Source organism: Pseudovibrio sp. SCP20, from assembly GCF_057774105.1.
Genome location: NZ_JBYMDH010000001.1, coordinates 960351 through 976593 on the forward strand (window position 1 = coordinate 960351; position 16243 = coordinate 976593).

Sequence of the window (16243 nt, forward strand, 5' to 3'; positions counted from 1 at the left end):
TCAAACTGCGGCTCTTTTTATATCATCTGACAGGAAACTTACTTGTCCCGCAGCTCCCGGCGCAGGATCTTGCCCACAGTGGATTTCGGCAGTTCTTTCAGAAACTCCACGTGTTTCGGTACTTTATAGGCCGCCATCGCTTTATGGCAGTATTCCTGAACCGCTTCCGGCGTCACATCCTCACTGCTGCGCACCACAAAGGCCTTCACTGCCTCACCAGTCCGCTCGTCAGACGTACCCGCAACAGCCACTTCGACCACACCTGTGATCTCGGCAATCACTGCCTCAACCTCAGCCGGATAAACGTTGAAGCCGGACACAAGCACCATGTCCTTCTTCCGATCCACGATCTTGAAGTTGTTGCGCTTGTCCATGATCGCAATATCACCGGTGCGGAAGAACCCGTCCGGGGTCATCACAGCAGCTGTTGCATCCGGCTTGCGCCAGTATCCCTGCATGATCTGCGGACCGCGCGCACAAAGCTCACCCGGCTGGCCAGGCGGAACTTCATTGTCCTCCGCGTCCAGCAGCTTGATCTCCGTCATCGGCATGGACTGGCCGACCGTCTCGGTAAACTCGGTGCTGTCAAACGGGTTCACAGAAAGGATCGGTGACGTCTCACTCAGGCCATAGCCTTCAATGATGTGGTGACCGGTCACCTGTTTCCACTTATCTGAAATCGCCCGCTGAATGGCAGAGCCGCCACCCATGGCGAATTTGTAGTTGCTGAAGTCCAGCTCATCAAAGCCCGGCGTATGCAAAAGGCCATTGAAGAGCGTGTTCACACCGGTAATCACGCTGAACTTCCAGTTCTTCAGCTCACCCACAAACCCCGGCATATCTCGCGGATTGGTGATCAGAACGTTTTGCGAGCCAAGCCAGTAGAACGACAGGCAGTTCACCATCAACGCGAAGATATGATAGAGCGGTAGCGCCGTGATCACGATCTCTTCGCCCGCCCGCATAAAGCCATCTGTAGCCGCATCAAACTGCGCAATGTTGGCCACCAGATTGCCATGGCTCAGCGCAGCACCCTTGGAAAGACCAGTTGTGCCGCCTGTATACTGCAGGTAAATCAGATCGCTTGGATTGATTTGCGGGGGCGCAAACTCCAGCTGCTCGCCCTTCGCAAGAACGTCTTTGACCGTCAAACGATCCGCAAATATTTCATTCGCAGGCGGCGAGGGCATATCCACCCCAGTGGCATCTCCCACGTTCGCGATGATCACATTCTTGATCGGTGTATCAGCAACCACTTCTGCCAGAGTTGGGCTGGAACCGGAGAAAATGAAGATGGTATCCGTATCCGCATCATTCAGCTGATGCTTCAACTCGCGCGGTGTGTAGAGAGGGTTGACGTTCACCTGCACCAGTCCGGCGCGCAATATGCCGAACATGATAACCGGAAACGCCAGTATATTCGGCAGCATAATGGCGACGCGGTCGCCTTTTTTCAGGCCCAGCTCATTCTGCAAATAGGCAGCGACTGCGCGTGATTTCTCATCAACATCTTTAAATGTAAGTGACTGACCAAAGTTGGTGAAGGCTACATTATCTGCGAAGCGGCCATTTGCCTCCTCAAATATTTCCACGACAGATCTGTAGCCATTCACGTTGATTGGCTTGGTAAATACAGTAGGTGTCCACGCTGGAGCACTAAGTGTATCAGTCATAATTCCTCCCAAAATTAAAACTTATACGCGTATATTAGAATATTCTTTCAGCTTACGCTTTAGGAATATCGGTCACCCTTCAATATCTGATGGATTTTCTCTTTTTGACTCTCAAACTCTTTTGATGGAGTACGCCCCAGCACGCCCATAGCGGCCAGGAAGAGCATGTCGACCATCGCTTGAGACCCAAAATGAGCAGGGCCAGCATTGCGGATCGCCTGATTGGCCGTAAAGCCGGTGATCAGCTGAATCGCCTGACGCACCTGAAGCTCCCAATCCTCAAAGGGGATCTCGTCTTTATAAGGCTCGCAGAGGGTCAGAATGCGCTCTGCAGTAGCTAGAGTCAGCTGCTGGAATCGCTTCCAGGTTTCAGGCTCTTTGGCGGAAACTTCATGGGCAGCACGGTAAAGCCCGACATTTTCCTGAAGCAGTTGCTGGTTCAGGGCTGTGACAAAGTAAATGGTGCTCTCCAAAGTCCCCAATGGATCCTGCAAGTCCTGAATAAGGCCTTGCGCATGCTCCTCGTATATTTCAAAAAGGCGCTCGAACAACATCTCTTTGTTCTTGAATCGAAAGTAAAAATTGCCCGTTGAAGAGCCCGCGAGTTGAACGATATCTGAAACCCGCGCCCGTGCCACACCTTCCTTGGCAAAAATCGTTTTTGCAGCTTGCAGGAAATTCTGCTCCGCCTCATAGCCTCGTTTTTGTTTTGGCTTATAAGATTTCATTTTACACTCAAACTAGACGATAAGTTCTGTTTTTGATAATGAGAATAGAGTTGCCAAACTATAGCATCTCTCAGGTTGGGGCCACCGATAATAGCAGAATGCATGTGTGATTTGGGAACATATAGGGGGGACGATGAAAATACATGGATTATTGCTGGGTGCTGCTGCATCTATCGTCGCGTCAGTTGGGGGTGCTGAAGCCGCGAAAGAACTGAAGTTTGCAACAAGTGCACCTCTGGGTACCCCTTGGGTAAAACATGTTGATGCCATCGCCGAAAAGATCAGCACAAATTCTGAAGGCGAAATAAGCGCGAAATTATTTCATGCAGGCCAGCTTGGTACTGAGCCTGTGATGGTCCAGAAAACAATCCGCGGACGCATTGATATTCTCGGCTCTTCCATGACTGCGTTTTCAACCGTAGTGCCTGAAATGGCGCTCATGGGTGTCCCGTTCCTGTGGGACAGTTACGCCCAGATCGATTGTGCCATGGACAAGCACCTCACATCTGTTTTTGAGCCGCTTTTTGAAAAGAAAGGCCTGAAGTTCCTCCAATGGAATGAACTCGGTTGGATCCACGCATTCGGGACCAAACCACTGGTCACGCTGGACGATGTCAAAGGCGTCAAAGTGCGTGCTGCTCCTGCAAAATACTCCACCAACTTCTGGCAGGGCATGGGCGCGAACGGGGTCGTGTTGCCATTGGCAGAAACCCCATCTGCCATCCAGACCGGAATGGTAGAAGGCGGAACTCTACCAGCCATGACCTATGTGGCTATGGGCATGGGCAAACTGGCGCCCCATCTCACTCTTTCCGCCCACCTGCATCAGTCTGGCGCGCTCGTCATGAGCATGCGCACCTGGAGGAAGCTGAGCGCAACGGAGCAGGAGAGCATCACCAACGCATTGGTGCCTGTTCAGGGCCTGAGGGACGAAGTGCGCAATATGGCGGATGGCATGGTCGCAGGTTTTCAGGAAAACGGTGGTCACGTCCATAAACTATCATCGGACCAGCGCGAAGCGTGGAAGACAGCCGTTGTGCCACTACGAGAGCAGTTGGTCAGCTCAATTGGTGGTCAGGCAGAAGAAATCTGGCCGAAAATTCTGGAGGCAAGACAAGCCTGCACACTCTGACCTGAACCAGAAAGGAAGAGCCCATCCGTTTTAAGGGCTCTTTTCATTTTGCATGAAGCGATTTTTCCATCTGCTCTACCGCTTTGAAGCGACCTTCGCGGCTCTGGCCTACATCATAGTTGTGGTGGCCATGCTGGCAGATGTGGTTGCGCGCGAGTTCTTTGAGACCTCGTTGATGCACAGCAGCAAAATCGCGTTGTTCTCGGCTATTTTCGCAGGCATGCTCGGCTTGGGGCTGGCCACGTCCTCCGGCACCCATATCCGCCCCAAATTCACTGACAATGTGCTGCCACAAGCATGGCAGGCCCTGCTGCAAAGGCTGGGTGATGTGTTGAGCGGATGTCTCTTCCTGCTCGCTGGCTACATCTCTTTTGAGCTTGTACGCTCGTCCTATGAGATTGGCTTTCTCGTGCCCGTTGTGGATTGGCCACTGTGGTGGTTCCAAACCATCATGCCCTACGCCTTCTGTTCCAATGCGCTCCGCCATTTTGGCTTTGCCGTGATGCCCTCGTTGAAACCAGCGGAGGCTGATCTGGAATGAGCACCGCTGTCCTTCTAACACTCGCTGTCATCCTCATGCTGGTCTTGCGCCAGAACCTGATCGTGATCCTGATGGTTCTGGGCGGTGCTGTGCAGCTGTTTTACAGCGACGGCGAGCTGATGTTCATGGCAGAGGACTTCTGGGCGGCACTGGACCGTGAGGCGCTGCTCTCAATCCCGGTCTTCCTGCTTTGCGGGTCCATCATGAGCCGCGGTGCCATCGCAGAGCGTCTTGTAAATGTGCTAAAGCAGCTCACCGGCTCGCTGTCCGGCGGCCTTGGGGTGGCAACTATTTTGTCCTGCGCCTTCTTTGCAGCGATTTCCGGCTCTTCAATGGTCACACTGCTGGCCGTGGGCACCGTCCTTTATCCGGCTTTGAAAGAGCAGGGCTATTCAACCCCATACGCCCTTGGAGCTCTCTCCAGCGCAGGCACATTGGGTGTCGTCATTCCGCCAAGCATCCCGATGATCATCTACGGACTGGTCACGGAAACGTCGATCACCGACATGTTCTTGGCCGGGATTGTTCCAGGTTTGCTGCTCACACTCATTCTGGCCTCTTATTCCGCATGGGTGAACAGAACCATACCGCGCATCGGCTTTGACTTGGCAGACGCAAGCACCGCCATTTCTAATGGCATCTGGTCATTGCTCATGCCCGTCATCCTGCTTGGTGGTATCTATTCCGGTTATTTCACCGCAACTGAAAGCGCGGCCATTGCACTGGCATATGCGCTCGCTGTTGAGTTGTTCATCTACAAGGAATTGACGCTGACGCAGCTTTGGGATGCTGTCATTCACACCACCCAGTTGCTCGGCGGCTTGCTGCCCATCGTTGCCATCGCCGCAACTCTGAACATGGTGCTGACCACCGAGCAGGTGCCGGGCCAGCTGGCAGATTGGTTGTCTGCCCATGTTGAGGAGAAGTGGCTCTTCCTGATTGGCCTCAACATTCTGCTTCTGCTGGTTGGTTTCTTTATGGAAATCATCTCAGCACTGCTGATCATGGCGCCGATCCTGCTGCCCGTTGCCGTCGCTTACGGCATTGATCCGGTGCATCTGGGCATCATCATGATCATCAATCTGGAGATTGGTCTGCTCACGCCGCCCGTCGGTATCAACCTTGTGGTGGCCTCGCAAGCCTTCAAGGAAAGCTTCTGGACAGTCACCAAATCTATCGTGCCCTTTGTCCTGCTTATGCTCATCGTCTTGCTGCTCGTCACTTTCCTGCCAGAACTTTCCCTGATCTTCGTTAGTTGAGGAACCTGTAAAATGACCGACAACATCTTCAAACTGACAGCTATCGAAGTCGCAGCCGCGATCAGCAACCGCCAGATTTCCTGCGCTGAGGTGATCGATCAGCATCTGGCCCGCATAGATGAAAAAGCCCATCTGAATGCCGTCACCACTCGTTATGACGATAAGGCCCGCAAAGCAGCTGAACTGGCAGATCAGGCTGTTGAACGCGGCGATGAACTCGGCCCGCTCCATGGGGTGCCCGTGACTATCAAGGAAAATGTTGATCAAGAAGGCGCCTCAACCAACAACGGTGTCAAAGCCTTCGCAGGCCTGATTGCCAAACAGGATGCACCTCTGGTCGAGCGCCTGAAACGGGCAGGGGCCATCCCCATTGGCCGCACCAACACGCCGGAAATGTCGTGGCGCTTCCATACAGACAACGTCCTGTTCGGCCAGACACTGAACCCGTGGAACCCGGCCCTCACGCCGGGCGGCTCAAGCGGTGGAGCAGGCAGCTCTCTGGCCGCGGGCATCGGCTACATCGCCCACGGCTCAGACCTTTCCGGCTCCATCCGCCTGCCAGCCTTTTGCTGCGGCGTCCTCGGCCTACGCCCATCCCATGGCCGCATACCGTTTTACAACGCCACCAGCCCAGCAGAGCGCCCCATGACCATCCAGTTGTCGTCCGCCCAGGGCCCACTCGCACGGTCCGTCGATGATCTCAAACTCGTCTATGATGTCATGCGCGGTTATTCCGATCTGGATACGTGGTCTCTGCCAGACATGGACGAGGATAAGTCCTATCCCAACACCGTCGCACTCATTACACCCTCTGACGCCGATCCGAAAATCAACGAGGTGCTGAAACAGGCCGCAGAAGTGCTGGCGCAGCGGGGATACAAGGTGGAGAACACCTCCATCGACTTCATTCAGGAAGCCTTCGATCGCTACTCATCTTTGTTGATCACCGAAGTGGCGCTGCAAAAAGAGACAATCATCGACAAGTTTGCATCAGAACAGCTGCGCACCGTATTTGAGTACTACACACAATTGGCACCGCCCATGGACTATCACGGCTATGCACGCGCTTTGGCCTCCAGATCCCACTACCACCGCCTGATTGACCAATTTCAACGCAAATATCCCGTAATCATTGCACCCGTTTGCACAAAAAACGCATTTGAGGCAGGCGCCGATGTTAAATCGGTCGGGAGCCTTGAAGAGGTCATAAAAACAACCACTTACCTCGGGTCGATGAATTTCCTCGACCTGCCGTCCATGAGTATCCCAAGCAAAGAGAAACATGAGGGTGTTCCAATCGGCATCCAGCTCATTGGCCCGCGTTACGGCGAAGAGCATTTATTCAAAACTGCTAAAGTACTGGAGCAAAACGGCTTTATCTCTTCACAACTGGCAGGTGAAGACGCTGCGTCAAGCATGGCCGATACTGCGTAACTTCCCTCATTTGCCGTGGTTTCCGGAAATTTAGAATAGAAAACGGGAAGAAATAGACGCCGCCGCCCCATAGGTTTTGCTCAAAGGTGAGCTGCAGGACGTTCGTCTCAAGGCTTTCCGGTTATCCCCTCAAGAACTATGCAACCTGAAGCGCTGGCGAGCTCTTCGGGAAATGGGAGAAAAGCATGGCCCGAAACCCCAAAATTACCTTTGTTGGTGCCGGTTCGACCACCTTCATGAAGAACATTATCGGCGATATTCTGCAGCGTCCGGCGCTGTCCGGAGCACATGTTGCTCTTATGGATATCAACGAAGAGCGCCTTGGTGAATCTGAAATCGTTGCCCGCAAACTGATTGCGACACTGGGAGTGAGCGCAACAGTTTCAACCCACACCAACCAGATGGAAGCTCTTGATTCCGCTGACTTTGTTGTGGTTGCATTCCAGATTGGCGGCTACGAGCCGTGCACCGTCACCGACTTCGAAATTCCAAAGAAGTACGGCCTGCGCCAAACTATCGCCGACACCCTCGGCATCGGCGGCATCATGCGCGGCCTGCGCACCGTTCCGCACCTCTGGAGCATCTGCGAAGATATGCTCAAGGTTTGCCCGGAAGCGGTCATGCTGCAATACGTGAACCCAATGGCGATCAACACTTGGGCTATCGCGCAAAAGTACCCACAAATCAAACAGGTAGGCCTCTGCCACTCTGTTCAGGGTACGGTGAAAGAACTGGCCCACGACCTCGATCTGGATCCTGCAAACATCCGCTACAGATGTGCAGGTATCAATCACATGGCGTTCTACCTGTATCTGGAAGAGATCAAGGAAGACGGCACTTTTGAAGACCTCTACCCACGTCTGATGGAAGGCTATCGTGAAGGTCGCTATCCGAAACCATCAACTTGGAATCCGCGCTGTCAGAACGTTGTGCGCTACGAAATGCTCACTCGTCTCGGTCACTTCGTGACTGAAAGCTCAGAGCATTTTTCCGAGTATGTTCCGTGGTTTATCAAGCGTGACCGTCCTGATCTTCTGGAGAAATACTCCATTCCGCTCGATGAATATCCAGTCCGCTGCGTTGAGCAGATCGAACGCTGGAAGTCTCAGGTAGAAGACTACAAGAACGCCGAGAGCATCGAAGTGGAGCGCAGTCAAGAGTACGCCTCCACCATCATGAATTCCATCTGGACGGGCGAACCATCCGTAATCTATGGGAACGTTCAGAACAAAGGCTACATCACCTCTCTGCCTCAGGACTGCGCGGTGGAAGTGCCTTGCCTCGTTGATCGAAACGGCATTCAGCCAACGCATATCGGCAAACTGCCTGCACAGCTGGCTGCACTTATGCGCACCAACATCGGTCCGCAGGAGCTGACAGTTGAAGCCCTCATGACCGAGAACCGCGAGCATATCTACCACGCTGCCATGCTGGATCCGCACACTGCAGCGGAGCTGGATCTGGAGCAGATCTGGGCAATGGTGGACGAGCTTTTAGAAGCGCACAAGGACTGGTTGCCAGCATGGACGCAGAAACAAGTGCTTGAAACTGCGTAAAAAGAACCTGTGCTTGTTAGAGTAATGCGATGACATAAGCGGTTGTCTGGAACGAGGCAGCCGCTTATGTATATTCTGATATATCAAAGAAGAGTGCCAAGCACTCCCTGGGGGAACAAATGTCTGGGAATGTCACCTTTCATGATCTGAAGGACGCAAGTGTATTCATCACGGGCGGTGGAGCAGGGATCGGCGCAAGCCTCACTGACGGCTTCATGCAACAAGGCGCCAAAGTCGCTTTCGTGCAGCGCTCAGATGCTTCCGACTTTGCTGAGCAGATGAAAGAAAAGCACGGCGTCGCACCTTTGTTCATCAAGTGTGATGTCACCGATGTCGATGCACTGCAAGCTGCCATCAAACAGGCTGAAGAAGCTCATGGCCCCGTTACTGTGCTGGTCAACAATGCTGCAAACGATACCCGCCACAGCCTGGAAGAGTTCACGCAAGATCAATGGGATGCATCCATGAACGTGAACTTGCGCCCGCACTTCTTCACCGCTCAGGCAGCTGCAGCCGGTATGAAAGCAGCAGGTGGTGGTTCAATCATCAACTTCTCCTCCATCTCGTACATGATGGGCAACGCAGGTTATCCAGCCTACGAGACCTCCAAAGCAGCAATCACCGGCCTGACCCGCGCACTAGCCCGAGAGCTGGGGCCAGACAACATTCGCGTCAACGCTCTGATGCCGGGTTGGGTGCTCACGCAGCGCCAGAAAGACCTCTGGGCCACGCCAGAAGACCTGAAGGCACATCTGGGCCGTCAGTGTCTGAAGGAGCATCTGGAACCAGATGATATCATTGATGCAACACTGTTTTTGGCGTCCAAAGCCAGCCGCATGATGACCAGTCAGGCGCTTGTGATTGATGGCGGTGTCGTCGTCACCGGCTAAAAGCAAAAAGCGGGTGGGAAACTGCCCGCTATATTTTCCCGATGTTCCGTGCCTGCTTGCGAAAAGCCGCTGGGGACGTGCTGAAGTGGTTCTGAAACGCCTCATAAAAGCTTGAAAGCGAACGGAAACCGGAGTCCATGGCGATGGACAAGATCTTCATTTCAGACTCTGCAAGCAACATGCGCGCATGTGAAAGTCGCACGCGGGTCAGATGCTCCTTGATAGGCAAGCCCACAATGCGCTTGAACAGCGTCATCGCATGACTTGGCGATAAGCCAACAAATTCAGCAACATCGGTGACGGAAATATCGGAGGTGTGGTTCTCGGATATGAACCGTAACATCTCTTCCACATGCAACATGGACTTTCCACGACCCACCACCGTGCTCGACTGACGATAGTCATGATGCAGCGTGTTCCAGCCATCCAGTGCCAATCTGGTAAAGCGCGATGAGATCTCACTCAGCACCAGCTTGCGCCAGTTGATGTCATCTCTTTTGAACTCAGTTGCCCAATGCCCAAAGCGAACAGCATCAATCGGGCAGGGCGCCTTGTTGCAAATCACATCTCCGGAAATGAGCGCATCTGTGATGCGTGTTGGCAGCCCCCACTGCAAGATTTGTGCAAAGGAGATGTAAAGGTTGACCATATCACCATCACCGCGCACATCCACAACACCGTGCGGCGCAGCCCCCCAGAAACAAATCATGTAACCGGGATGTACCGTCACATGACTTCCCGAGAAGGAATAGTCCATTTCACAGTTGATCAGGAAATTGACTTCAATAGAAGCATGGTGATGGTACGGTCTTTTGGAGAATACATGAGGTTTATGACGCATAATTAGGAAATTATCTGTCGAGGGGATAACGCTCTGGTCCAGATATTGGCGATATAGATCGTCGCTAATACTCAATTATACATCCTCCTCTTACGTCAATATTCAAAGAGCCGAATGAATCGATATTTATACGAGAGTTCGGCTCTCTGTATTCTCCCATGTGTATAGTATAGAGAAATACGCAGTTTAAAAGCATCTGCGAAGAAAATCGGAATTTTTGAGTAGAAAGCCGGAGGAAATTGAACTGCACCGGTGGCCATGATGGTGTTGGGAGTAACGTAAAAGGGGGAGGAATTGATGTCTTCAACAAACCTTGTGTCTAAAATTTGCTTAGCTGCAGGCGTAAGCCTTTGCGCTGTCATGGCAAGTTCGGCACTGGCCGATAAGATGCCGGTTGAGCAGTCCATGTCCACACTGGAGTATGAGCTGCTGTCACGCGGTGATCTGTGGACCTACAAAAAGCTGGATGGCTACAGCGAAGCACCATTCCTGAATGATCTGGTCAAAGCAGGCAAGCTGCCACCAGTCGAAGAGCGCTTGCCAGCAGAACCACTCGTCATGAAAACCATGGCAATGTCCGACGGCATCGGCGTTTATGGTGGCGTATTCCGCCATGTGATCGGCGGTCGTCCGGAAGGCTGGAACTGGCTCGCTGGCCAGCATCAGGGCTGGGGCGGCATCAACATGGCCGTTCAGGAATGTCTGGTCCGCAATGGCCCGCTCTGGCAGGTTAAAGCAGAAGAACAGTCTGGTCCGCTGCCAAATCTTGCTAAAAGCTGGGAGTGGAGCGAAGACAGGACTGAGCTGACCATGCATCTGGTTGAAGGCGTCAAATGGTCAGATGGTGATCCGTTTGATACAGAAGACATCCGCTTCTGGTGGGAAGACAACGTTCTCGATGAAAACGTTGCATCCCGTTTGCCGAAAGGTGGTCTCGGTGATGGCACTACTCTTGAAGTGATTGATGCTTACACATTCAAGTTCACCTTCACCAAGCCGCAAGGCCCGGAAATCCTGAAGTCTCTGGCTTACATTCAGGGCTGTCCTGGACCTGCGCACGCTTTGAAAGCAAAGCATCCGAAGTACAACAAGGATGCTTCCTACGAAGAATATCGCAACGCAATGCCAGCTGATGCGGTGCCACCAGCTGTGCTGGGTGCTTGGGTGCCAGTGCGCCACAAAGCCGATGAACTGGTCATTCTGCGCCGCAATCCATTCTACTGGAAAACGGATGAAGCCGGCAATCAGCTGCCATACCTGAACGAGATGCACTTTAAGCTGACCACATGGTCAGACCGCACCACACAGGCAGTGGCGGGCACCGGCGACTTCTCCAATATGGAAAATCCGGGCAACTACGTGGAAGCGCTCAAGCAGACCCTTTCTGCAGATGCGCCAGTTAAAGCCAACTTTGGCCCGCGTGTTCTGTCCTGGCGTCTGGAGTTCAACTTCTCTGAAACCAACGGCGTTCAGGATGAAGTCGACGCAGAACTGCGCAAGTTCTTCAGAAACAAAGACTTCCGTGTTGCTGTCAGCCATGCGTTGGATCGTCAGGCAATCGGTCAGTCTGTTGCACGTGGTCCGTTCATGTACCCATACTCCGGCGGCTTCTCCAGTGGGTCTCCGTATTACGACTACGACAGCACCGTCTACTATCCATATGATCTGGCGAAAGCCAACGCCATGCTGGATGCTCTGGGCCTGAAAGACACAGATGGCAACGGCATCCGCAACATGCCGGGCACAGGAGCTGATCTGGAAATCGATATGATGACCGATCGCCAGCAGGTAACGGACAAAAAACAGGCCGACGCTGTCATCCTGATGCTGGCAGAAGCAGGTATCCGTGTCCTTATCCGCAATGTGGACGTGATCGACACAGCTTCCAAGAGCGGCGACTTCAACATGTTGATCCGCCGTAAGGAATGGAACCTGCCGACCCGCGAGACCTGCTATCAGCTTCCAATCGCCAACAGCTGCCCATCACGGCACCTGCCGGGTTCAGATGGCTCACGCAATCTGATGGATTTCGAAGTTGAGATGGTCGACGCCTACAACACCATCCTGTCCAGCTGGGATGCAGTCGAAGCAGCTGAAGCTGCCAAGACAATCCAGCGTCTGTGGACTGAAAATGCCTATACCATTGGCACCGTTCAGGCTCCTGCTGCGCTTCTCGTCAACAAGCGCATCAAGAACGCTCACCCAGGCACACCAGTCAACATGTTCGAATGGGCAGAAGACGGTGTGGTGCGTGAGCGCCTCTGGACACCAAAGGATCAGCAGTTGAAAGAACTCCTCCCAGGAACAATCGCTGAATATTAAGGCAGAAAGGGCGGGCCGCTTCTGGCCCGCCCTCGTAATAATAAGCAAAAAATGCTCATAGCTGGGAGGGCTAGATAGATGGGCCTGTTACGCTTTTTGGCGCAACGTGCAGCTGCAACACTGGTCTTGTTGATTGGGATCTCCATTGTATCCTTCGCAATCATACAAGCCGTACCGGGCGACTACGTTGACATGTGGATGTCAACCACCGCCGCACAAACCGGACAATCCCGTGCAGCTTTGGAACCTCAAGCAGAAATTCTACGTGCGCAGCTAGGGCTGGATCAGCCGGTTGTTGTGCAGTACTGGCGCTGGATCGTCGGCATCGTCACCGCTGGTAACTTTGGGGACTCGTTCTTCTTCTCCAAACCAGTCACGGAAGTTATCGGCCTGCGTCTGCCACGTACACTGGCTCTGGCATTCACCGCAATGGTGCTTGCCCAGTTCATCGGCGGTGCGCTCGGTGTTTACGCAGCCATGAACCAGTACAAGCTTGGCGACACCATTTCGACCATCGTTGCTTTTCTCGGCATCGTCATCCCGAAATTCGTAATCTCGCTGATTATTCTGTATTATCTGGCCTTCGTCTGGCACTCACCTTATATCGGCGCACTCCAGTCGCCTGAGTATCTTCTGCAGGATCATTGGTCCCTTGATAAGCTTTGGGACTTCCTCAAACACGTCTGGCCAATCTTGCTCATCTCCATCTGGGCAGGGCAGGCATACACGCTGCGCATGATGCGCGGGAACCTGCTGGATGTGATGAAATCCCAGTACATTGAAACTGCGCGCGCCAAGGGGCTGTCTCGCCGTCGCATCATCATGGTGCACGCCATCCCGAATGCGCTACACCCCGTTATCATGAACATCGGCAGCCGCTTTGAGTACATGATTAAGGGTGAAATCGAGATCGCCATCGTTCTTGGCGTTCCAACAATTGGCCCACTGATCCTGTCTTCAGTTGCTGAGCGTGACATGTATGTGGTCGCTGCCATCTTCATGCTCGTTGCCACCATCATGGTGGTCGGAAATCTGGTCGCTGACCTGCTTCTGGCCGTTGTTGACCCACGTGTCCGTCAGGCTGCCATGGAAGGAAGTACGTGATGACCCAGATTGACAGCGATGCAATTGAACACGGCAGTGTAGACGCGCAGCAACTGGCAGAAGACCGGCCTTCCATTTCCTACTGGGGCCTTGTCGTTCGCCGCTTCGTCCGCAACAAATACGGCATGGTTGGCTTCATAGCCTGCATGCTGATCTTCCTGACAGCCATTTTCGCGGGCTTCATCGCGCCATATGGACCGCAAACAGCCAACCGTGCGGCGTTGTACTCACCGCCGCAAACACTGCATTTCTTCACGCCAGACGGCAGCTTGACGACACCATACGTCACCGGCTTCAAAGAAGAAATGAACATGCAGACCTTCGAGATCACATTCGTGCCTGATCTCGATAAGATCTCCTATGTCGCTCTGTTTGTGGAAGGGGAGCCCTGGCAGTTTCTGGGCATGACCTTCAACACCCATCTGTTCGGTACAACAGACGGCAGCAAGTTCCACATTCTGGGCACGGACAATCTGGGCCGTGATGTGTACTCCCGTATGATCTACGGCACACGCATCACACTGCTCATGGCGCTGCTGGTGATGGGCTCCGCTTGCGTGATTGGCATCATTATGGGCGTCAGCTCAGGATATTTCGGCGGGCTTTATGATCTGGTCGTCCAGCGACTGGTTGAGTTCATCAAAGCATTCCCGGATCTGCCGCTCTATCTGGCTCTGGTTGCCTTGCTGCCGCGCCGCGCTGAACCAATCACCATCTTCATCATGTTCGCATGCATCCTTGTGCTGCTGAGATGGGCAGACCTCTGTCGCGAGCTGCGCGGCAAAGTCTTCTCCATGCGCAATCTGGAGTATGTCCGGGCCGCGGAAGCGGTGGGCGCATCCAACAGCCGTATCATCGGCGCCCATATCGTGCCGAATACGTCTTCGCACATCATCGTCTGGGCGACCTACCAGTTGCCGGAAATCATCTTGCTGGAGAGCTTCCTGTCATTCCTCGGAGTGGGCATTCAACAGCCGATGGTCTCCTGGGGCAGCATGCTCAACCAGATCCTCGACTTCCAGTCCTTCAGTGCCGCACCATGGATGATGGCACCAGTTGCGATGATCATTATTTCCGTACTCGCCTTCAACGCCGCTGGCGATGGCCTTCGTGATGCAATGGATCCCTACAGCAATGCCTAGTATCGACCAAACACAACACAAAGACCTTCTCACCATCAGCGATGTGGCCGTCAGCTTCAAGACCGTGACGGGAACTGTGGAGGCAGTGAAAGGCGTGAGCTACTCCGTAGCAAAGGGCGAAACGCTGGCCGTGGTGGGTGAGTCCGGTTCTGGCAAGTCCGTAACTGCCCGCGCGATCATGGGTATGCTCGCTGAAAACGCCACTCTGGCAGAAGGCTCGCACATCGAGTTTGATGACCGTGATCTGGCAAGTATGAGTGAGCTGGAGCTACAAAAGATCCGCGGTAATCGCATCTCCATGATCTTTCAGGAGCCACTCACCAGTCTCAATCCGGTCTATCGCATAGGTGATCAGATCATTGAGATGATCCGCTCTCACCGCAAAATTTCCAAGGCAGACGCCAAAGTCGAAGCTATTCGCATGCTGGATGAGGTGAAGATCCCGGACCCCGAAATCCGCTTCAGCCAGTATCCGCACCAGCTTTCAGGTGGCCAACGCCAGCGTGTCATGATTGCCATGGCATTGGCTAATGAGCCGGACCTTCTGATTGCAGATGAGCCAACCACGGCGCTGGATGTTACTGTACAGGCCGAAATCCTGAAGCTCTTGAAAGAGCTGCAGCAACGCCACAACATGGCAATCATCCTCATTACCCACGACCTCAATGTGGTGCGTCAGGTGAGTGATCGTGTCTGCGTTATGCGGGCAGGGAAACTGGTGGAGACCGGAACGACCAAAGAGGTCTTTGAAACGCCATCCCACCCGTACACCCGGCACCTGATCGCCAGTGAGCCAACAGGCTCGCCGGATGAGTTGGAAGAGGGGCTGTATGACCTGCTGCAGGCAGATAAAGTGCGGGTCACGTTCAAGTCCAAGCACGGCAGCTTCTTCAGCCGCAAGACCAAGGAACTGGTGGCGGTCAATGACATCTCCCTTAAAATCAAATCAGGTGAAACGCTTGGGATCGTAGGGGAGTCTGGATCAGGCAAATCCACTTTGGGCATGTCGATCCTACAGCTTCTTAAAGCTGATGCAGGGGCCATCACCTTTGATGGGGATCGGATCGATAACCTGACTAAGAAGGAACTGAAGCCGCTCAGAACAGACCTGCAAGTGGTGTTTCAGGACCCGTTCTCTTCGCTCAACCCGCGTATGGTTGTCGGTGAGATCGTGGGCGAGGGGCTGAAGGTCAATGGCATCGGCGGCAGTCATAAAGAGCGGCAGTCCATGGTCGCAGAAGCTCTGGATGCCGTGCAGATGCCGCGCAGCACCATGGATCGTTTTCCCCATGAGTTCTCCGGCGGACAGCGCCAGAGGATCGCCATTGCGCGCTCCATCGTTTTAAAGCCCAAGTTCATCTTGCTGGATGAGCCAACGTCTGCTCTGGATTTGTCCATTCAGGCGCAAATCATCGACCTGCTGAAAGACCTGCGCGACAAGCTGAAGCTGAGCTATCTCTTCATCAGTCATGATCTCAAGGTCGTTAAAGCCTTGTGCCATAACGTGATGGTTATGCAGCACGGCAATGTGGTGGAAGCTGGCAAAACACTGGATGTACTTCACAGACCGCAAACAGAGTACACGCAGCGGCTGGTTTCTGCGGCTTATCTCTAACAGTTC

At 53.5% G+C, this 16243-nt stretch carries 13 protein-coding genes; 10 read left to right on the forward strand and 3 right to left on the reverse strand.

Going from position 1 to position 16243, the window contains the following annotated elements; all coding sequences use genetic code 11:
• Nucleotides 1-38: 38 nt before the first annotated feature.
• Complete coding sequence (locus AC3CB2_RS04390) at nt 39-1673, reverse strand: AMP-binding protein (protein WP_352930616.1); 1635 nt, start codon at nt 1671-1673, stop codon at nt 39-41.
• A gap of 59 nt (nt 1674-1732) precedes the next feature.
• Nucleotides 1733-2401, reverse strand: coding sequence for a TetR/AcrR family transcriptional regulator (locus AC3CB2_RS04395; protein WP_352930614.1), 669 nt, complete (start codon nt 2399-2401; stop codon nt 1733-1735).
• A 133-nt stretch (nt 2402-2534) separates the two neighbouring features.
• On the opposite strand from AC3CB2_RS04395, the gene dctP reads away from it, so the two are divergent.
• The 6 genes from dctP to AC3CB2_RS04425 all read left to right on the forward strand — a co-directional run bounded on the left by dctP (nt 2535) and on the right by AC3CB2_RS04425 (nt 9213).
• Nucleotides 2535-3533, forward strand: a complete 999-nt coding sequence (gene dctP, locus AC3CB2_RS04400) for a TRAP transporter substrate-binding protein DctP (protein WP_352930612.1) — start codon at nt 2535-2537, stop codon at nt 3531-3533.
• 52 nt (nt 3534-3585) lie between these two features.
• A complete protein-coding gene (locus tag AC3CB2_RS04405; protein WP_352930610.1) occupies nt 3586-4074 on the forward strand; it encodes a TRAP transporter small permease in 489 nt (162 codons plus the stop codon).
• Entirely contained in the window at nt 4071-5333 is a 1263-nt protein-coding gene (locus tag AC3CB2_RS04410) for a TRAP transporter large permease (RefSeq protein WP_352930608.1), read from the forward strand. The genes AC3CB2_RS04405 and AC3CB2_RS04410 overlap by 4 nt, the downstream gene beginning before the upstream one ends.
• Before the next feature lie 12 nt (nt 5334-5345).
• On the forward strand, nt 5346-6767 hold the full coding sequence (locus AC3CB2_RS04415; protein WP_352930606.1) for an amidase: 1422 nt from the start codon (nt 5346-5348) through the stop codon (nt 6765-6767).
• Between the two features lie 185 nt (nt 6768-6952).
• The gene (melA, locus tag AC3CB2_RS04420; protein ID WP_352930604.1) at nt 6953-8323 is read left to right on the forward strand and encodes an alpha-glucosidase/alpha-galactosidase; all 1371 of its coding nucleotides are present in this window, start codon (nt 6953-6955) and stop codon (nt 8321-8323) included.
• A gap of 119 nt (nt 8324-8442) precedes the next feature.
• Nucleotides 8443-9213, forward strand: a complete 771-nt coding sequence (locus AC3CB2_RS04425) for an SDR family NAD(P)-dependent oxidoreductase (RefSeq protein WP_008546924.1) — start codon at nt 8443-8445, stop codon at nt 9211-9213.
• 28 nt (nt 9214-9241) lie between these two features.
• Here the strand turns inward: AC3CB2_RS04425 and AC3CB2_RS04430 are convergent, their stop codons facing one another.
• On the reverse strand, nt 9242-10129 hold the full coding sequence (locus AC3CB2_RS04430; RefSeq protein WP_352930602.1) for a helix-turn-helix domain-containing protein: 888 nt from the start codon (nt 10127-10129) through the stop codon (nt 9242-9244).
• Between the two features lie 222 nt (nt 10130-10351).
• On the opposite strand from AC3CB2_RS04430, the gene AC3CB2_RS04435 reads away from it, so the two are divergent.
• The 4 genes from AC3CB2_RS04435 (at nt 10352) to AC3CB2_RS04450 (ending at nt 16237) form a co-directional block, all read left to right on the forward strand.
• Nucleotides 10352-12376, forward strand: coding sequence for an ABC transporter substrate-binding protein (locus tag AC3CB2_RS04435; RefSeq protein ID WP_352930600.1), 2025 nt, complete (start codon nt 10352-10354; stop codon nt 12374-12376).
• 78 nt (nt 12377-12454) lie between these two features.
• Complete coding sequence (locus AC3CB2_RS04440) at nt 12455-13480, forward strand: ABC transporter permease (protein WP_352930598.1); 1026 nt, start codon at nt 12455-12457, stop codon at nt 13478-13480.
• On the forward strand, nt 13480-14622 hold the full coding sequence (locus AC3CB2_RS04445) for an ABC transporter permease (RefSeq protein ID WP_352930596.1): 1143 nt from the start codon (nt 13480-13482) through the stop codon (nt 14620-14622). Before AC3CB2_RS04440 ends, AC3CB2_RS04445 begins: the two co-directional genes overlap by 1 nt.
• On the forward strand, nt 14576-16237 hold the full coding sequence (locus AC3CB2_RS04450; RefSeq protein WP_425328934.1) for an ABC transporter ATP-binding protein: 1662 nt from the start codon (nt 14576-14578) through the stop codon (nt 16235-16237). The genes AC3CB2_RS04445 and AC3CB2_RS04450 overlap by 47 nt, the downstream gene beginning before the upstream one ends.
• Nucleotides 16238-16243 lie beyond the last annotated feature (6 nt).